This window comes from Kutzneria sp. NPDC051319, assembly GCF_040682195.1.
GTDB lineage: Bacteria > Actinomycetota > Actinomycetes > Mycobacteriales > Pseudonocardiaceae > Kutzneria.
In genome coordinates, this window is the sequence record NZ_JBFBAM010000011.1 from 65,357 (window position 1) to 83,526 (window position 18,170).

Annotated in this window: 14 protein-coding genes; 2 read left to right on the plus strand and 12 right to left on the minus strand. The window is 70.0% G+C overall.

Translation table 11 applies throughout. From position 1 onward, the window contains the following. Position 1: 1 nt before the first annotated feature. Positions 2-1,189 carry an FIST N-terminal domain-containing protein gene (locus AB0M73_RS13780; RefSeq protein ID WP_363890823.1) on the minus strand — a complete coding sequence of 396 codons (1,188 nt, stop codon included), beginning with the start codon at positions 1,187-1,189 and terminating at the stop codon, positions 2-4. Positions 1,190-1,381: 192 nt separating this feature from the next. On the opposite strand from AB0M73_RS13780, the gene AB0M73_RS13785 reads away from it, so the two are divergent. After that, positions 1,382-3,997 (plus strand): GH92 family glycosyl hydrolase, encoded by a 2,616-nt coding sequence (locus AB0M73_RS13785; RefSeq protein WP_363890824.1) that lies wholly within the window; start codon positions 1,382-1,384, stop codon positions 3,995-3,997. Between the two features lie 146 nt (positions 3,998-4,143). Continuing rightward, positions 4,144-6,027, plus strand: coding sequence for a molecular chaperone HtpG (htpG, locus tag AB0M73_RS13790; RefSeq protein ID WP_363890825.1), 1,884 nt, complete (start codon positions 4,144-4,146; stop codon positions 6,025-6,027). A gap of 59 nt (positions 6,028-6,086) precedes the next feature. Here the strand turns inward: htpG and AB0M73_RS13795 are convergent, their stop codons facing one another. The 11 genes from AB0M73_RS13795 to AB0M73_RS13845 all read right to left on the minus strand — a co-directional run bounded on the left by AB0M73_RS13795 (position 6,087) and on the right by AB0M73_RS13845 (position 18,166). Continuing rightward, on the minus strand, positions 6,087-6,686 hold the full coding sequence (locus AB0M73_RS13795) for a hypothetical protein (protein ID WP_363890827.1): 600 nt from the start codon (positions 6,684-6,686) through the stop codon (positions 6,087-6,089). A gap of 282 nt (positions 6,687-6,968) precedes the next feature. Further along, entirely contained in the window at positions 6,969-7,679 is a 711-nt protein-coding gene (locus AB0M73_RS13800; protein WP_363890829.1) for an NAD(P)-dependent oxidoreductase, read from the minus strand. Between the two features lie 4 nt (positions 7,680-7,683). Next, the gene (locus AB0M73_RS13805; protein ID WP_363890831.1) at positions 7,684-8,859 is read right to left on the minus strand and encodes a cytochrome P450; all 1,176 of its coding nucleotides are present in this window, start codon (positions 8,857-8,859) and stop codon (positions 7,684-7,686) included. Continuing rightward, positions 8,856-9,458 carry a TetR/AcrR family transcriptional regulator gene (locus AB0M73_RS13810; RefSeq protein ID WP_363890832.1) on the minus strand — a complete coding sequence of 201 codons (603 nt, stop codon included), beginning with the start codon at positions 9,456-9,458 and terminating at the stop codon, positions 8,856-8,858. The genes AB0M73_RS13805 and AB0M73_RS13810 overlap by 4 nt, the downstream gene beginning before the upstream one ends. Before the next feature lie 44 nt (positions 9,459-9,502). Next, positions 9,503-10,015 carry a hypothetical protein gene (locus AB0M73_RS13815; RefSeq protein WP_363890833.1) on the minus strand — a complete coding sequence of 171 codons (513 nt, stop codon included), beginning with the start codon at positions 10,013-10,015 and terminating at the stop codon, positions 9,503-9,505. Positions 10,016-10,073: 58 nt separating this feature from the next. Beyond that, the gene (locus AB0M73_RS13820; RefSeq protein ID WP_363890835.1) at positions 10,074-11,075 is read right to left on the minus strand and encodes an ElyC/SanA/YdcF family protein; all 1,002 of its coding nucleotides are present in this window, start codon (positions 11,073-11,075) and stop codon (positions 10,074-10,076) included. Positions 11,076-11,111: 36 nt separating this feature from the next. Continuing rightward, a complete protein-coding gene (locus AB0M73_RS13825) occupies positions 11,112-12,974 on the minus strand; it encodes a cellulase family glycosylhydrolase (protein ID WP_363890837.1) in 1,863 nt (620 codons plus the stop codon). Between the two features lie 193 nt (positions 12,975-13,167). Then, entirely contained in the window at positions 13,168-14,457 is a 1,290-nt protein-coding gene (locus tag AB0M73_RS13830) for a helix-turn-helix domain-containing protein (protein WP_363890839.1), read from the minus strand. 225 nt (positions 14,458-14,682) lie between these two features. Beyond that, positions 14,683-16,365, minus strand: coding sequence for an ABC transporter ATP-binding protein (locus AB0M73_RS13835; protein ID WP_363890841.1), 1,683 nt, complete (start codon positions 16,363-16,365; stop codon positions 14,683-14,685). After that, a complete protein-coding gene (locus AB0M73_RS13840) occupies positions 16,362-17,210 on the minus strand; it encodes an ABC transporter permease (protein WP_363890843.1) in 849 nt (282 codons plus the stop codon). The genes AB0M73_RS13835 and AB0M73_RS13840 overlap by 4 nt, the downstream gene beginning before the upstream one ends. Then, the gene (locus AB0M73_RS13845; protein ID WP_363890845.1) at positions 17,207-18,166 is read right to left on the minus strand and encodes an ABC transporter permease; all 960 of its coding nucleotides are present in this window, start codon (positions 18,164-18,166) and stop codon (positions 17,207-17,209) included. Before AB0M73_RS13845 ends, AB0M73_RS13840 begins: the two co-directional genes overlap by 4 nt. Positions 18,167-18,170: the final 4 nt, after the last annotated feature.

Genomic DNA, 18,170 nt, shown 5'->3' on the forward strand with positions numbered 1-18,170 from the left:
GCTAGCCGAGGGCCAGCACGGTGAGGGTCTGGTTGTGGAAGCCGTGGATGCCCCGGGCCCGGGCGATCTCGCCGTACGCGTAGAAGCCGGCGAACGGGGCCTGCTCGGCCCACTTGGCCAGCCGGGCGTTGTCCCGCCGCAGCGCGTCGTCGTCCAGGATGGCCCGGATCGCCGCGCAGCTGATGGTCAACAGCCCCACCGGCTCCCGGCCGCCCAGGCCGGCCAGCGCCTCCTGGCAGGCCGCGTCGGTGGCGGCCAGGATGGACTGCTCGTCGCCGGTCATGGCCCACACCAGGCCGCCGTGGTCGAAGTTGCCGCCGCCGCCCAGCGAGCGGCCCTCCAGGTCGATCTGCGTGCTGACGTTGCGGGCGTCGACGCCGTTGCGGCGCTGCAGGCCCAGCGGCCGCGGCAGCGCGAACCGCATCAGCGCCTCCTTGTCGAGGTAGGCCTCCGGCGGCGCGCCCAGCCGCTCCAGGTACACGTCCAGGGCCGGCCGGTCGTCCACGGTCTGGATCCGCCCGTCCTGGCTGCCGGTGACGATCATCGGCTCGCCGACCGTGCGGAAGCCGTGCCGCACGCCGACCGACAGCGGCGCCTCCGAGTGGATCGTGGCCGCCACCACCGCGTTGGTCAGCACCCGGTCCCCGCACAGCAGGTACGCCTGCTTCATGCGCCAGCCGTCGGCGCCGGACCCGCCGAACAGCGGCACACTGGCCCCGAGCACGCTGTAGCAGCCACGCACGATCTGCTCCTGCTCGCGGACCAGCCCGTCGGTCAGCAGCACCAGCACTCGGTGCGGCAGGCCCGGAATCTCGGTCACGCTCTGACCCAGTTCCACCCCGGCCTCACGCTGCCGGCCGCGCACGTCCTCGGCCGCGGCCGTGGTGACGGCGAAGCCGGGGCCGCCGATCGCGGCCACCACGACGGTGCCGTCGTTGGCGCCGCCGTTGCAGATCTCCCCGCGGGTGGTGCAGCCGATCACCGGCACGTCCCGGCCGACCACGTCCCGCACGCCGGCGCGCACCAGCGCCGGGTCGTACGTGATCGCCGAGAAGACGATGAGCAGCTTGGGATCCGCCCCGGTCACGGCTGATCGTGCGGCCTGAGCCGCTGCGGTCCTCGGTTCGGTGGTGCTGGACTGGCCGACACCCATCCAACGCCTGCCGTCGGGACGTGCGTCCATGTTCATGACGCCTCCACTCGACGGCGGTCGGTCAGACAACTTAGTCGCATCCGCGGCCCGGTGAGCAGACGGCCATGTAGATCTTCACTCAAACGGCGCATCTGGTGGACAACGGCAGGACCACTTGATTGACACCGCCGGCACGCATTGGTCTAGTGCATGACGTAACCAGATGGCTACCGTGGGGGGTGGGCCGGCATGAGGTTCCGTTCGGCACTGATGGTTTCGACGCTGGTGGCGGGCTTGGCCACGGTCACCGTGGGTCCGGTCGCGGCCGCCGCGCCAGCCGATCCGACGACGCTGGTGAACCCGTTCGTGGGCACCGAGAACTCCGGCAACACCTTTCCCGGCGCCAGTGCGCCGTTCGGCATGGTGCAGGTGAGTCCGGACACCGGCGGCCAGGGTGGCTACGACTACGACCAGAAGGCGATCTACGGGTTCAGCCAAACCCATTTGTCGGGGGTGGGCTGCGGTGTGATGGGCGAGCTGCCCGTGATGCCGACCACCGGTGTCGTGAATTCCGTCGAACCGTCCGGGTATGCCTCCGCCTACTCGCACAGCGACGAACAGGCCACACCCGGTTACTACCGCGTCGGTTTGTCCACCTATGGTGTGAATGCCGAGTTGACCGCCACGCCGCGGACCGGCTGGCAGCGCTACACCTTCCCGGCCACCGCGGCGGCCAACGTCCTGTTCAACACCGGCCAGGCCAATCAGTCGGTGCTCGACTCAGAGGTCCACGTCGTGGACAACCACACGGTCGAGGGACGCGTGCACGACGGCGGCTTCTGCGCCGGGCACGACCAGCACACGGTCTACTTCACCGCCAGCTTCGACCGTCCCTTCGCCTCCTACGGCGCCTGGCGTGGCACGACGCCCACGCCCGGGGCCAAGGACGCTGTCGGCGCCGGCGGCAACGGCGCCTGGGTCACTTTCGACGCCACGGCCCAGCACAGCGTCGCGCTGAAGGTCGGCATCTCCTACACCGGCATGGCGGGCGCGCGGGCCAATCTCCAGCAGGAGACCGGCGGTTCGTACGACTTCGACGCCACTCGGCAGAAGCTGCACGACGCCTGGGTCGCGGAGCTGAACACCGTCGCCGTCGGCGGCGGCACCCAGGACCGGCAGACGGCGTTCTACACCTCGCTCTACCACTCCCAGCTGCACCCGAACCTGGCCGGCGACGTGGACGGCAGCTACGCCGGCTTCGACGCCAAGGTGCACAAGGCGGCGGACTACACGCCGTACCAGAACTTCTCGCTGTGGGACACCTATCGCCCGCAGAACCAGCTGCTGGAGCTGCTCCACCCCGACGTCGCCCGGGACGTCGCCCTGTCGCTGGTCGCCGCCGGCCGTGACGGCGGCTGGCTGCCGCGGTGGGCCCTGGCCAACAGCGAAACCAACATCATGACCGGCGACCCGGTGACGCCGTTCCTGGTCGAGGCGTGGACCAAGGGGCTGCTCAAGGGGCACGAGCAGGAGGCGTACGGGCTGTTGAAGGCCAACGCCACCAGCCTGCCGCCGGCCTCGTCGCAGTACAACGGCCGCACCGGCCAGCCGTTCTACGCCGACCGCGGCTACATCCCGTCCGGGCTCAAACGAGGTTCCGACTGCGCGGACAAGGGCGGCGACAACGACTGCGACCACCCGGCCTCGGCCACCCAGGAGTACGCCCTGGCCGATGCCGCGCTGGCGTTGATGGCCGATGGCTTGGGGCACAGGGCCGACGCCCGCATGTTCGCCGACCGCGGCCAGTGGTACCGGAACCTGTGGGACAGCTCCACCGGCCAGTTCCGGCCCCGCACCACCGACGGCACCTGGCTCACGCCGTACGACCCGGTCGCCGCCGATCACCAGTTCCACGAGGGCGGCGCCTACCAGTACCAGTGGCTCGCGCCGCAGGACCCGTCCGGGCTGGTGCAGCTGATGGGCGGGCGCAAGACGGCCGAGCAGCGGCTGGACGCCTTCTTCGCCTACCCGCACCTGCTGGCCGATCCCGGCAGAGCGGTGCACGATGACTGGATCTCCAGCCCGTACGACTACTACAGCAAGCCGACCTACAACCCGAACAACGAGCCCGACCTGCTGGCCCCGTACATGTACCTGTGGGCCGGCGCGCCGTCCAAGACGGCCACGGTCGTGCGGGCGGCGATGACCCTGTTCACCACCGGCCCCAACGGCATGACCGGCAACGACGACCTCGGCACCATGTCGGCCTGGTACGTGTTCTCCTCGCTGGGCCTGTACCCGACGGTGTCCGGCGGCGACTTCCTGGCCCTGTCCAGCCCGCAGTTCCCGACCATGACCGTCCACATGGGACAGCGCAGCCTCACCGTCACCGCGCCCGGGGTCACGGATGTGAACCGCTACGTGCAGAACGTGTCTCTCAACGGGCGTTCCGTCGGCAGGAGCTGGCTCGGCTGGGACGACCTCACCCGCGGCGGCACGCTTCGCGTGAACGTCGGCTCGACCCCGTCGACGTGGGCGACCCGGCCCCAGGACGAGCCGCCGTCGATCAACCACGCCGCCCCCGACTCCCGTCGGCACGTGGACGCCTCGATCCGGGGCCTGAACGTCGACGTCCTCGGCCAGGCCCCCGGCACGCTGCCGGTGGCGATCAGCGCCTCCGGCGGCTGGACCACCCGGCCCGGCGGCCTGCTGCTCAAGTCCGATCACCTGCCCGTGCAGCAGGCCGTCGCCCTGACCCCGCCGCCCGGCACGAAACCCGGCAGCTACCAGGTCACGGTGACCATTGCCGCCGCCGGCGCCAACACCGTGACCCGCACCACCACCATCCAACTCCCGCGGCTTTGACGTTCGGAAGGGACCATTCCTCCACTCCGAGTGTAGGAATGGTCCCTTCACGCCTTCGGTCCGGCCGCGGACCGGTATTCTGCGTAGCCCGGTGGCCCGCGGTGCTCGACGCCGGGGCCGCCGGAGCGAACAGCGAAAGGATTCCGGTGAACACGCCAGTCGAGACGCTCGAGTTCCAGGCCGAGGCGCGCCAACTGCTCCAGCTCATGGTGCACTCGATCTACTCGAACAAGGACACCTTCCTGCGTGAGCTGATCTCCAACGCCTCCGACGCGTTGGACAAGCTGCGCCTGGAGACCTACCGCGACAAGGATCTCGTCGCCGACACCTCCGACCTGCGCATCGAGCTGGTCACCGACCGGGTCGAGCGCACGCTCACCATCCGCGACAACGGCATCGGCATGTCCCGCGACGAGGTCGTCGGGCTGATCGGCACGATCGCCAAGTCCGGCACGGCCGAGTTCCTGCGCAAGCTGAAGGAGTCCAAGGACAACGCCGCCAGCCAGGACCTGATCGGCCAGTTCGGCGTCGGCTTCTACTCCTCGTTCATGGTGGCCGACCACGTCACCCTCGTGACCCGCAAGGCCGGCGAGGACACCGGCACGCGCTGGGAGTCGGCCGGCGAGGGCACGTACACCATCGAGACGGTGGACGACGCCCCGCAGGGCACGTCGGTGACCCTCAAGCTCAAGCCCGAGGACACCGAGGACCACCTCTACGACTACACCGCCGAGTGGAAGCTGCGGGAGATCATCACCCGCTACTCCGACTTCATCACCTGGCCGGTGCGGCTGGAGGTGGAGCGCACCGTCGAGGACAAGACCACGACCGAGTTCGAGACCGTGAACTCGGGCAAGGCGCTGTGGGCGCGGTCCAAGGACGAGGTGCCGGCCGAGGAGTACACCGAGTTCTACAAGCACGTCAGCCGGGACTGGAACGACCCGCTGGAGACCATCCATGTCCGGGCCGAGGGCACCTTCGAGTACCAGGCGCTGCTGTTCCTGCCGGCCAAGGCGCCGTACGACCTGTTCATGCGTGAGCGCAAGCGCGGCGTGCAGCTGTACGTCAAGCGCGTGTTCATCATGGACGACTGCGAGGCGCTCATGCCCGAGTACCTGCGCTTCGTCAAGGGTGTGGTGGACGCGCAGGACCTGTCGCTCAACGTGTCCCGCGAGATCCTCCAGCAGGACCGGCAGATCCAGCTCATGCGCCGCCGTCTGGTCAAGCGTGTGCTGTCCACCGTGAAGACGATGATGACCGACGCCCCCGCGAAGTACTCGACCTTCTGGACCGAGTTCGGGCCCGCGGTCAAGGAGGGGCTGCTCTCCGACACCGAGAACCGGGAGACCATTCTCGACATCGCCTCCTTCCCCTCCACCCATGACGCGTCGACTCCGACCACGCTGGCCGACTACGTCGAGCGGATGCCGGACGACCAGGAGCACATCTACTACATGACCGGCGCCTCTCGGTCCATTGTGGAGAGTTCCCCGCACCTGGAGGCGTTCCGGGCCAAGGGACTCGAGGTGCTCATCCTCACCGACGGCATCGACGAGATGTGGGTCGACGCCGGTGAGGAGTACCGGGGCAAGAAGTTCCAGTCCGTGGCCAAGGGCGAGGTCGACCTCGACAAGGACAAGCCCGAGGACTCCGGCGAGTTCGAGCCCCTGCTGACCTGGCTGACGGAGAACCTGACCGACAGCGTCAAGCAGGTCCGCCTGTCCTCCCGGCTCACCACCTCGCCCGCCTGCCTGGTCGGCGAGGCCGGCGACCTGACGCCGACGCTGGAGAAGATGTACCGGGCCATGGGGCAGCCCGTGCCGTCGGTCAAGCGCGTGCTGGAGCTCAACCCCGAGCACGCCCTGGTCACCGGCATGCGGACGGCCTTCACCGCCGGCGGGCACGACACCGAGCTGGGGGAGACCGCCGAGCTGCTGTACGGCATGGCCCTGCTGGCCGAGGGCGGGGAACTCCCCGACCCGGCCCAGTTCACCAAGGTCCTGGCCGACCGCCTGGCCCGCAGCCTCTGAGTCGCGGCGTGCCGTCGGTCCCGGCGCCCGGCCGGGACCGACGGCTGCCGAGCCGACGATCAGTCGTCGTCGCCGTGGTGGCTGTCGCCGTAGTAGTGCGACACGTTCACGTGCGCGCCGGCGTTCCAGTAGTGGCCGTGGGCGTTGTGGTCAGGGCTCCATTCCGCGTAGGCCCCGGCGTTCCAGTAGTTCCCGGCCTCCACGTTGTTGCCGAGGACGTGGTACTCGCCGTGCCAGTGGTACGTCGCGTGCCAGTGGACGCAGGCGTAGGCGTCGGGCCCACACGGGCTCCCACCACGAGGGGTCTCCCGGGCCGGGGGTGTCGCGGGCGCGGCCGTGGCGGCCTTCGGTGCGGCCGCCGCCGCGGCCTCGACCTGGTGTCGGGCCGGGGCCGTGGTGGCGTGCGAGGTGCTGGCAGCGGTGCTCGTGCTCGTCGTGCGACGGGTCGGCAGTGCGACCGTGTGCGCGGTGCTGCTGATCGCGGTCGGTGTCTGGTGGGCCACCGGTTTGACGGTGACCTGGTGGCTCACGACCTGGTGGATCGGCGTGGCGTGGGTGGCGTCGCTGCCGGCCGCCATGGCGATGGCCGGGGCGACGATCAGCAGGGCAGGGACTGCGATGGCCGCCGTCACCGCGCGGCACACGGATGATGTCGTCATTGTCGCTCTCTCTCGGATACTTCCGGCGCGTGTCGCCGGACCCAGAAAGGCGTGTACCTCGTATGCTGGCGGGAAAACGGGTTCAGGGCCGGACAGCCGTGGTCTACCGGTGTGGGTGACCGGCCGACTGCGCAGCGATAGTTGAGCGTTCGTCAGATGCCAGGAAATCGTGGCCGCCGGCGCCCCGCAAGGAGTGGCCGGCACCCGCGTGGCGGGTGATTTCGGCTACCCACCGCCAGATCTCGGCCTCGTCCGGGTGACGGATGCCCGGGCGAGTGCCGGTCAGCCCAGCAATTCCCGCGTCGCGGTCATGTCCAGGCGACCACCGACCTGGTCGCTGATGGCGTTCACCACCGCGTATCGCACGCCGCGAACCTCGATCGCCCGGACCATGATCCGGTACAGGTCGGTCTCCAGCAGGTGCAGGAAGTCGTTGTACGGCTCGGGTTCCGGCGTCGTCCCCTCGGTGTGGAAGGCCCCGATGCGCAGGGCGATCACCGACATCCCGCGCTGCTCGGCGTAGTAGCGGCCAAGGGCCTCACCGAAAACCTTGGTGACGCCGTAGAGATTGCCGGGATTGACCGGATCGTCGGCGGAGATCTGTTTGCCCGCGGGATATCCGGACACGGCGTGCACGGAGGACGCGAACACGACCCGGCGCACACCGGCCTCCGAGGCCGCCGCGAACAGGTTGTGGGTGCCGACGATGTTGGCCGGTAGCAACGAATCCCAGTCGGCGAGGAGGCTGGGATCGGCGCCGAGGTGGACGACGGTGTCCACATCCTCGCAAGCCCGGGCCAGAGCGGCAGGATCACCCAGGTCCGCCAGGACGAAGTCCTCGATGTCCACCGGCCGGACATCGGTGGCCCGCAGCACATAGCGGGAGGCCACGTGCCGCAGGAATCCGGACCCGATCCGCCCGGCCGCCCCGGTGACCAGCACCCGCCCGACGGCGGCGTCCCCGGGCAGCGGCGCGCTCAGCGTGAAGACCATGCGGTCAGGCTAACCGCACCGGCAGTTCCCTCATGCCACGCAGGATGATGTTGTCGTTGTACGTCGGCTCGCCGGCCGGCTCCAGCTCGTCCAGCCGGGCCAGTGCCTCGAAGATCAGGCGGCCCTCCAACCGGGCCAACGGCGCGCCGAGGCAGAAGTGCGGCCCGTGCCCGAACGCCAGGTGCCGCGACGGCTCGCGCGAGATGTCCAGGCGGTCGGGGTCCTCGCACACCTCGGGATCCCGGTTGGCCGACCCGAACAGCAGGATCGCGGCGCTGCCCCTCGGCGCGTCGAACGAGCCGACCTTGGTGTCCTGCAAGGCGATCCGCGCGGTGAACTGCACCGGCGGGTCGTAGCGCAGGAACTCCTCGACGGCCCGATCGGCCAGCGCCGGCTCGGCCCGCAGCCGGGCCAGCTCGGCCGGATTGCGCAGCAGCGCCAGGGTGCCGTTGCCGATCAGGTTGACGGTGGTCTCGTGCCCGGCGATCAACAGCAGGATGCAGGTGGTGAGCAGCTCGGCCTCGGACAGCACGTCGCCGGCGTCCCGCACCTGCACCAGCCCGGACAGCAGGTCCTCGCCCGGGTTGTCGCGGCGCTTGTCGGCCAGCTGGAGCATGTACTGCCGGAACTCCTCGCGCGCCTTGAACTGCCGCTCCCGCACGCCCTCCGGGATGAGGAAGTCGGGGTCGAGGCCGCGGGCCATGTCGTGCGACCAGGCGACGATCAGGTCCCGCTCCTCGACCGGCACGTCGAACAGCTCGCTGATCACGGCGACCGGCAGCGGGCGGGCGATGGCGTCCATGAAGTTGACGGTCCCGCCGCGCGCCGCGGAGATCAGCTCGGAGGTGGTCTGCTCGATCATCGGGGTCAGACGCTCCACCACCTTGCGGGTGAAGGCCTTCGACACCAGGCCGCGCAGCCGCGTGTGGTCCGGCGGGTTCATGCCGAGGAAGCTGCGCTGCGGCGGGGGAGTGCTGTTGAGCGGCCCGACCTGGTCGGCCTCGGCGTGTCCGAACTTGTTGTCCCGCAACACGTTCGAGCAGTCCTGTTGCCGGGTCACCATCAGCGGCTGCCCGTCGCCGCCGGAGATCGGGGCGGTCTCCCGCCACTGCCGGTAGGTCGGGTACGGGTCCTGTCTCAGCACCGGGTCGATCAGCGCGAGCATGGACGGTGCGGTCATAACGGCGGCTCCTCATCTGCTTCCGCGCCGGTGAAAAGCCAGCGCAGGGCCCGGCCGAACAGCTCGTCGGGCACGCTGCCGGGGTCTAGCCGGCGCATCCGCACCAGCCCCTGGAACAGCGCGATGACGATGGTCGAGAGCTCGCCGGCCCGGCCGGGGTCCGGCGTCGACCGGGCGATCAGCTCGGTGAGCAGGTCGCGCGGCTCCCGCATCCGTTCGGCATAGGCCTCCATGAGCTCGGGATTGCGCACGGCGTACAGCCAGAACTCGGCCTGCAACGGCGCGAAGTCGGCGTCCTTGTCGGCCACCTCGATGACCAGCTGGCTGAACGCGCGCTGGGCCTGCGCCGGCGCGGCGTCGGCCACGATCTCGGCGGCCCTGGTCACCCGGTCGTTGGCCCTCTCCTGGAGCAGCTCGACGAACAGCTGCTCCTTGCCGCCGAAGTTGGAGTACACCGCCCCGATCGAGTAGCCGGCCGCCTCGGCGATCTCGTCCACCGACGCGCCGGCCAGGCCCTTCTGCGCGAACACCCGGGCGGCCGCGTCCAGCAGCCGTTCCCGGGTCAGCGCCTTGGCCTCGGCCCTGCTCAGCCTGGTCACATAGCCGACGCTACTCGGATAGTGAACGCTATGTCAATAAATCCTCAGCCGGCCAGGGCCTTCCTGCACACCGCGCCGACCTGCTTGGCGAAGGCGTCCGGGTCGGCAGGCTTCTTGACGCTCATGATCAGCATGCAGGCCCGCTTGTCGTTCTGAGAGGCGAACACCGCGCCGTCCGCGGTGCGCATCGCCTGGATGCCGAGGCCGTCGACCGGGACCATGTCCTTGTAGCCCTTCTTCAAGTCGTCCAGCGTCTGCCCCACGAAGTCGCCCGTGTAGACGGTGAGGGCCAGGCGCGTGCCCAGGACCGTGGCGGGATCGGGGACGTAGTCGCATGTGCTGTCGGTGTCCAGGACGTGCTTCAGCTTGCCGGGCCCCGTCGGCACGCCCAGCATCGCCTCGGCGTCGGGCCGGGTCAGGTACTGGCACACGTCGATCGGGCCGCCGCTCGCGAGGGAGGCGTCGGCGGGCAGCGGCATGGCCGAGCCGGAGCTGCTGCCGCAGCCGGTGGCGGCGACGGCGATCAGGAGCAGGGGAAGCAGGTGTGCTGTGCGCATGGCGCAGATGCTGCGCCATGCCCCAAGGGGCGACGGCCCCGGATCTGCGCGGCTGCCCTTAGGTGCCCTTGACCAGGCCGAGCAGCCCGACGGCACCGAACATCAGGCACAGCACGATGTTCTTCCACCGGTTCTCCACCAGCACGGCCACGAACTCACGCAGGAAGGCGTTGGGCCAGAAGTAGCGGGCGGTGGGCGCGCCGAGAACCTGGCCGTTGACCTTGGCCCGCCGCGCGTACAACGCCGCCCGCAGCACGTGATAGTTGCTCGTGACGATGACGCAGCGGTAGTCCGGCCTGTCCTCCAGCATGATCCGCCGGCTGAAGGTGAGGTTCTCCAGCGTGGTGGTGGACTTGTCCTCCAGCAGCACGGCCTCGGCCGGCACGCCGGTGGTGATCAGGTAGTCGGCCATGGCCCGTGCCTCCGACACGGGTTCGTCCGCGCCCTGCCCGCCGGAGGTGATCATCAGCGGCGAGCCGCCGCGGCCGCGCACCCGCTCCCACACCTGCCGGCCGCGGTCCAGCCGCCCGGCCAGCAGCTTGGACACCTCGCCGCGGACCAACCCGGCCCCCAGCACCACCACGAAGTCCACGTCCCGGCGCTGCCGCACCCGGCCGTAGAACACCGAGTAGGCCAGGAAACAGCAGAACACGAAGGAGACGTAGAACAGCATGCCGGCGACGCTGATGGTCAGCGAGATCAGCACCATGTTGCGGCTGCCCAGCGCGAGCAGCGACAACGCGCCGAAGCCGACGATCACCAGGCCGGCCAGCGTGGTCAGCACCGAAGAAGCCCGCAGGCCCTCGCGCCGGATCATGGTGAAGCCGTTGACGAACAGGAACACGGTCAGCGCCACCACGGTCAGCGGCACCCCGACGGCCAGGATCAGCAACGGGATGACGGCCAGCGAGCCGAGCGAGCCCAGCGCGGCGAAACCGAGGAAGAACAGCGCGAACACCAGGTACACGCCGTTGCGCAGCCGCCTGCGGTCGATGAGGAAGCTGACCAGGAACACCGCGGCCCAACCGAGGCCGAACGCCAGCCACACCAGCGTGTTCATGGGGCCAGACTGTAGCCGGTCGACCACGTCCGACCGTCAGCGCGTCCCCTTGTCGGCGGCCGTTCGGCCCAGCAGCGACACCTCGACGGCGGCGTCGTGCTGGCTGACCAGGACCTGGAACCGGCGGCCGTCCTCGTGCACGAGCACGTCGGCGAACACCAGTGGATCGTCCACAGTGGCCTCGCGCCGCACACCGGCGGCCGCGGCCAGCGCCTGGTACAGCCGGTAGGTGGCCTCGGGATTGACGTCGGGCTGGGTGGAGGCCATGTACTCCACCGGATACGTGCACAGCACCGCCCAGCCGTCGCCGACCCGGTTGCGCAGCAGGCACGGCCGGCCGTAGTCGTCGACGGCCAGCACCTCGGCGGTGGTCGGCGTGACGGGCAGGAACGCGCGGGCGTGCTCGTTGCCGCCGGTGTGGAAGCGCAGGACCTGATCCGCCCGCAGGTAGCCCAGATCCTCCACGAACCGCATCGACACGATGTCCTCGAGGATGGGCGCCACCAGCCCGTACCGGAGTTCCTGCCGCACGCCGAAGAACTCGTCCAGCCCCGGGAACCACGGCCCGCGGTTGCCGCCGTGCGTGCCCGAGCAGTACGACAGGTACACGGTCGCCCCGCCGCGCGCGAGGTCCCCGAGCCGTCGGAACGTCGGCGCCATCAGCTGACGGGTCGAGGGCAGCAGGTACAGCAGCGCGTCGTCGGCGATGCCGTCCTCCTCCCGCGTGAATCCGGGCGACAGATCGGCCTCGCGGGCGGCGATATAGGCCTGCCGCAAGGATTCGAACACCAGCCGCCGGTCGTCCTCGACCGTCGTGACGGGATAGCCACGCTCCAAATAGGACGACACCACCAGCGCCACTTCGGTGTCGGCCCGGCTCACATGCTCGAAGTCCACTTCGGACAGTGTGCGGGCGAAGCTCTCCATCTCCTTCAGGGCCGCCTTGGGCCGGCCCTCGGCGTCGGTCAGGCCGAAGTGCATCTCGAACGGGTGGTGCCGGTACGGGTCCTGGTCGGCCAGGCCGTCGAAGTCGGTGTTGTTCCAGGCCAGCCAACCGGTCGCGCCGGCCATCATGGTGGTGTGCAGGACCTGTCGGTAGTACTGGGCGGTGTTCTCCTCGGACGCCCAGTCCCCGGACAACCCGAACTCCTCCAGCACGACGGGTCGGCCCGCGACCGCGGCCAGCTCGCACAGGAAGGCGGCGTTCAGGTTCTGCCGCACGGAATCGGAGTCGGTGGGATAGACGTGCGGGCCGGTGAAGTCCGTGAAGGCGGCCAGTTCCCGCACCGAGAAGCCGTTCTCCACGCCGGTGACCTCGATGCCCCAGGCGCCGTCGCCGATCGACACCGGCTGGGTCGCGCCGCCGGCCCGCACCGCGTGCACCATCAGGCGGGCCCACGCCGTCACCTGCTCGCGAGGCGCGGCAGGCTCGCCTCGGCGGCGGCCGTAGATCGGCATCTCGTTGCTGACCAGCCACGCCGCGACGGCCGGATGGTCGTGGAAGCGGCGGGTGATCCGCTCGATGAACCAGGCCTGCCGGCTGACCATCTCCACGTCCGCGTACAGGTCGCGACCGTTGCGCCAGGCCGGATCCCAGTTCTCGCCGGACATGTGGCCGACCAGGAAGGTGGGAATGGAGGTCATGCCGAGTTCTGCGTGCGCATCGAGGAAGTCGGCGAATTTGTCGACCATGTCCTCGTCGAGCCGGTCCGGTTCCGGATGGAAGTCCGGCCAGTAGCAGAACGAGCGGGTCACCGTCACCCGGTGGCGGGCCAGCGTGGCCAGCTCGTCGCGGACCAACGTCGGGTCGTAGGTGCGCCACATCAGCGGACCGCCGGTGCGCGACCAGAAGTTGACGCCGAGCCAGCTGACGCCGAGTCGCGGTGACGGCCGCTTCACGACGGGCTTCTCCTTTCAGCGGGACTCCGTGCGGCGCACGGGATCCGGCCGGTTGACGGGCAGGTGGTCGACGCCGGCGGCGTGCGTGCGCCACAGTCGGTGTCACGGTGGTCGCCGCGCTCGGAAGTGGTCCGTTTGTCGCCCTTATGGGGAGCATGCAACGCGGCCGTGACTCCGGTCAACAATTTGCGATTTATGTATCCAGGTTCGTTTCGATGCACAGTCGGTACAGCGTGCTCGGCCGGCCCTTGCGGTGTGTCTGAGCGCTGCCCTCGGGCTCGACGAGCCCGCCCGCGAGCAGCTTGCGCAGCAGCCGCCGTCCACTCGGGTCGGTGATGCCCAGTGCGTTGGCCAGTTCGCTCGGCGACAGCGTCCGGCCCTGCTGGCGGCGTTCCACCGATACCAGGCGCGACAGCGTCGCCGCGCTCAACCCGACCGTGCGGGCGAGTTCCTCCAGCCGCGGCCCGTGATCCCGCACGGTGAACTCGGACGGGCGGCCGTCCCGGCTCATCGGCCCGACCACGATCCCGGAATGCTCGATCAGGTAGCCGGACGGCCGTCCCTCAGCCTCGGCCCGCGCCGCCGCCCGCTCGGCCAGGGTGACGCACGTGCGGGCCGATCCGCCGATGCCGAAGCCGGCCGCCACCCTGATGCCCAGTTCCTCGTCGGCCCGGTCCAGCACCGGCACGGTGGCCCAGTCGTGCGTCACCTCGTCGAACAGCGCCTTGTGCGCCAGCACGAGCAGCCCCCGCCGGCCGCGGTTCTCGATCAGCGCGTCGGCGAACTCCGGCGTGTTGACCAGCAGGTTCATCAGGCCGACGCGGGCCCGGTCCACGTCCTGGTCACGACTCTGCTCGGCGACCAGAAACACGCCGGCGGCGAAGCGGAACTCGTCCGCACGGCGGGCCCGGATGCGTTGCCGCAGGTCGTACAGCTCCGCACGAACGGCCGACGGGATCGTCTGGGTCTGCACCACCGGCAGCTTGCCCCGCAGCCGGTTGGCCACCTCGACCCGTGCGCTGATCACGTAACCGGAGCGCTTGACCGTGCGCAGGTGGTGGTCCACGACCTCGCTGGCCGGCTGCCCCGGCTGGTAGGGCAGCGCGGTCACGTGGGCCGACTTCAGGTTGAGCGCGGCCGTGACCTCGGCGATCGCGTCGTGGTCGAAACTGTCGATGGACACCGGCGGCCGCAGGTGCTTGGCCTGCGCGGTGGAGAAGGCCAGGGCCAGCGACAGCGGCGCCGGTCGCAGGATGGTCACCGGGAGCTCGTCGGGCAGCAGGTGCCGGTAGCTGTCGAAGGTCGGGCGGCCCATCAGCAGGCCGTCCAGCGGCTCCCGCAGCAGCTCGGCCACCGCCTCCGGCACGTCCGCGTCGTGGGTGTACTCCGCCCAGCGCAGCGCCAGATCGGCGATGCCATCCGCCGCCTCGGCGATGACGTTGCGATGTCTCGAATGCAGCACGACTCCGACCGTGACGGTCACTGCGGCACCTCGCTGGCGCTCGGTGTCCGCGTGCGCGGACGCGCTGTGTTGAATGATTCGCTCGCAAGCTCGCTCATGACCGGCCCCCTCCCCGCAGTGGACTGCCCGGCCAGCATGCGTCAGCGCGACGTGGAGAGTCTCTCGGGCACCACGCAGAAGTACCTTTGGGCACCGACATTTCTGCCCGTTCGGGCCCCGGCGCGGAAATGGTCCCTATCGTCGCATTCAGGCGCGGGCCGACCGTCGGCGTTCACGCTGCGCGGCCGGATCGGGCACAGGCGAGGCCAGCAGGAGGGCCTGGGTGTAGGGATGCTCAGGGTGGTGCAGAACTGTGGCGCAAGGGCCTTGCTCCACCAGTTGGCCGCCCCGCAGCACCGCCACCCGGTCGCAGACGCGGTCCACCACGGCGAGGTCGTGGCTGATGAACAGGCAGCCGAAGCCGAACTCGACATGGAGCCGCTCCAGCACGTCCAGCACCGCCGCCTGCACCGACACGTCCAGGGCGCTGGTCGGCTCGTCGGCGATCAACAGATCCGGCCCCAGCACCACGGCCCGGGCCAGGCTGACCCGCTGCCGCTGGCCGCCGGACAGCTCGTGGCCGCGCCGGTTCAGCAGGCTCTGCGGCAGCTCGACGGCGTCCATCAGCTCCCGGACCTTGTGTTGCCGCTCGGCCCGGCCCGTGCGGGTGTGGATCACCAGCGGCTCGGCGATGGTCTGCGCGACGGTCTTCGTCGGGTCCAAAGAGGACGCCGGATCCTGGAACACGACGCCGAGTCGGCGGCGGGCCCTGCGGTCCAGCCTGCCGCCGAACACGTCGACGGCGCCGGACTTCGGCGTGACGAGACCGAGGGCGCACTGGGCGAGGGTGGTCTTGCCGGAGCCGGATTCACCGACCAAACCGACGATCTCGCCCTTGTCCACGGTCAGCGAGACGTCGTCCACGACCCGTCGGCCGTGGTACTCCACCACGATGTCGCGAAGCTGGAGCACGGCGTTCTCAGCCGCGGGCTGGTCCTCGTGCTGCGTGTCGCCGAGTTTCGGCACGGCGGCGAGGAGTTGCCTCGTGTAGTCGGCCTTGGGGCTGGCGAACAACGTCTCGGTGTCGGCCTCCTCGACGACCTTTCCGTTGCGCAGCACGATGACCCGGTCGGCGATGTCCGCGACCACGCCGAGGTTGTGGGTGATCAGCAGCGTGCCGGTGCCCTCGGTGTCGCGGATGTCCCGGATCAGGTCCAGGATCTGTTGCTGCACGGTGACATCGAGGGCCGTCGTCGGCTCGTCGGCCAGGATGAGGCCGGGTCCGGCGGCGATGGCGATGGCGATCAGCACCCGCTGCCGGAGGCCGCCGGAGAGCTGATGGGGGTACTGCTTGAGCCGCTTGGCCGCGTCCGGCACGCCGACCCGTTCCAGCAACTCGACGCAGCGGTCGTGGTAGTGCTTGTCGTTCCTGGACTTGTGCCTGCGGGGCTGGGGATCGTGGTTGCGGATGGACTCGGCCACCTGGAAACCGATGGTGAGCACCGGGTTCAGCGCGGTCATCGGCTCCTGGAACACCATGCCGGCGCCGCGCCCGCGCAGCTGCCGGAGCTCCTCCGGCGTTGCGCTGCCAACGTCCTTGCCGGCCAGAGTGATCGTGCCCTCGACGCGGGCGGACCGGGGGAGCAGGCCGAGCGCCGCCAGCGCGACCGTGCTCTTGCCGGAGCCCGACTCGCCGACGAGGGCGACGATCTCGCCCCTGGACACGGTGACCGACAGACCGTCCACGGCGACGGTGGAACCGTAGCCGACCCGCAGGTCGGCGATCTCCAGCACCCTTGCCGCGGCGTTCGCGCCGGACGACTCGCTGGGGCACGGCGTCCGCTCTCGCGGACGCTCTGGGCTGGATGATTCGCTCGCAAGCTCGCTCATGACCGCCCCCTCGCCGCGAACGCGTCGCGCAGCCCGTCGCCGACGAAGTTGATCGCGCACACGATGAGCACGATCGCGACGCCGGGCGGCAGGATCAGCCACCACGCGCCGTCGTAGGTGTACGTGATGCCCTTGCTCAGCATCGCGCCCCAGTCGGTGGCCGGTGGCGGCACGCCGAGCCCGAGGAAGCTCACGTACGCCACCAGCAGGATCGCCTCGGCGATCTGGAACGTGCCGGCCACCACCAGCGTGCCGACCGCGTTGGGCAGCAGGTGGGTGAACACCACCCGGAACCGGCCGGCGCCCATCACCGTGATCGCCTTGATGAAGTCCCGCTCCCGCAGCGTCGCCGCCTCGGCGCGCATCAGCCGGGCCGGCACCAGCCAGGACACGCAGCCGATCACCAGTGACAGCACGCCGATCGACGGCGTGATCAGCGTGGCCGCCACCAGCAGTAGGAACAGCGCGGGAATCGCCACGCCGGTGTCGACGATGCGCATCAGCACCGCGTCCAGCCAGCCGCCCGCGTAGCCGGCGAGGGCGCCCCAGATCGCGCCGATCGCCGTGGCCAGCAGGCCGGCGAGCACGCCGATGGCCAGCGAGGTCCGGCCGGCGATCATGAGGCGGCCCAGCACGTCGTAGCCGAGATCGTCGGTGCCGAGCGGATGCCCCTGCTGGCCCGGGGAAAGCCGGGCCGCGCCGAGGTCGGTGTGCACCTGGTCGGTGTGGTAGAGCAGCGGCCCCAGCAGGCAGAAAGCCAGCACGAGGACTAGGATCGTCGTGCCGACGACGGCGAGGCCGTTGCCGCGCAGGCGGAATCGGGTCGGCACGGCGATGGTGGTCATGACTTCGCTCCCGGCACCCGGACCCGTGGGTCGATCAGCAGTTGCAGCACGTCGGCCAGCAGCGACCCCAGCACGGTGGTCACGGCGATCACCAGCACCACGCCGAGCAGCACGGGGAAGTCGGCGTTGCGGGCGGCGGTCCAGAACAGCAGGCCGACGCCGGGATAGTTGAACATCGACTCCACCACCAGCGAGCCGCCGAACACCACCGGGATCGAGTAGCCGATCAGCGAGACCACCGAGGTCAGCGAGTTGGGCCACACGTGCCGCCACAGGATGGTGCGCTCCGGCGTGCCCTTGGCCCGCGCCGTGCGGACGTAGTCCTCGGCCAGGTTGTCCACTGTGGATGACCGCATGTACCGGCTGTAGGCCACGGCCGTGGCCGCCCCGCCGGCGATCACCGGCAGCACCAGCGATCCCGGCTGGGACAGCAGGTCGGCCAGGGTGTCGCCCTGCGCGGCCTGGGCCGGAAAGATCGGCCAGACCTGGGCGAACAGGATGATCAGCAGCAGCGACAGGAAGAACACCGGCGTCGCGTACAGCACGAAGGCCAGTCCGGTGCTGACCACGTCGAGCGCCCGGCCGCGTCGCGTCGCCTGCCAGACTCCCAGCGGCAGCGCCACGATGATGCCCAGGATGGTCGAGGTCGCCGTCAGCACAAGGGTTTTCGGCAGACGCTCGGCCAGCAGCGTGCTGACGTCGGTGTTGAGGGTGTACGAGGATCCTAGGTCCCCGTGCAGCAGGCGGACCAGATAGTCCCAGTACTGCACGGGAAGCGACTGGTCGAAGCCCTGCGACCTGGTGAACGCGTCGATCTGCTCCGTGGTCGCCTTCACACCCAGGACGCCGCGGGCGGGGCCGCCGGGCAGCAGGTGCAGGATTACGAACGTCACCACCGTGACCAGGAAGACGACGAGCAGGGCCAGCAGCAGCCGGCGGGCCAGGAATCGGGTCATGGCG

Excerpts from the sequence above, each read along its gene's own strand:
- AB0M73_RS13785 (WP_363890824.1), top strand. The coding sequence starts at position 1,382 with ATGAGGTTCCGTTCGGCACTGATGGTTTCGACGCTGGTGGCGGGCTTG.
- AB0M73_RS13795 (WP_363890827.1), bottom strand. The coding sequence starts at position 6,686 with ATGACGACATCATCCGTGTGCCGCGCGGTGACGGCGGCCATCGCAGTC.
- AB0M73_RS13835 (WP_363890841.1), bottom strand. The coding sequence starts at position 16,365 with ATGAGCGAGCTTGCGAGCGAATCATCCAGCCCAGAGCGTCCGCGAGAG.
- AB0M73_RS13815 (WP_363890833.1), bottom strand. The coding sequence starts at position 10,015 with ATGCGCACAGCACACCTGCTTCCCCTGCTCCTGATCGCCGTCGCCGCC.
- AB0M73_RS13845 (WP_363890845.1), bottom strand. The coding sequence starts at position 18,166 with ATGACCCGATTCCTGGCCCGCCGGCTGCTGCTGGCCCTGCTCGTCGTC.
- AB0M73_RS13820 (WP_363890835.1), bottom strand. The coding sequence starts at position 11,075 with ATGAACACGCTGGTGTGGCTGGCGTTCGGCCTCGGTTGGGCCGCGGTG.
- AB0M73_RS13840 (WP_363890843.1), bottom strand. The coding sequence starts at position 17,210 with ATGACCACCATCGCCGTGCCGACCCGATTCCGCCTGCGCGGCAACGGC.
- AB0M73_RS13780 (WP_363890823.1), bottom strand. The coding sequence starts at position 1,189 with ATGAACATGGACGCACGTCCCGACGGCAGGCGTTGGATGGGTGTCGGC.
- AB0M73_RS13800 (WP_363890829.1), bottom strand. The coding sequence starts at position 7,679 with ATGGTCTTCACGCTGAGCGCGCCGCTGCCCGGGGACGCCGCCGTCGGG.
- AB0M73_RS13805 (WP_363890831.1), bottom strand. The coding sequence starts at position 8,859 with ATGACCGCACCGTCCATGCTCGCGCTGATCGACCCGGTGCTGAGACAG.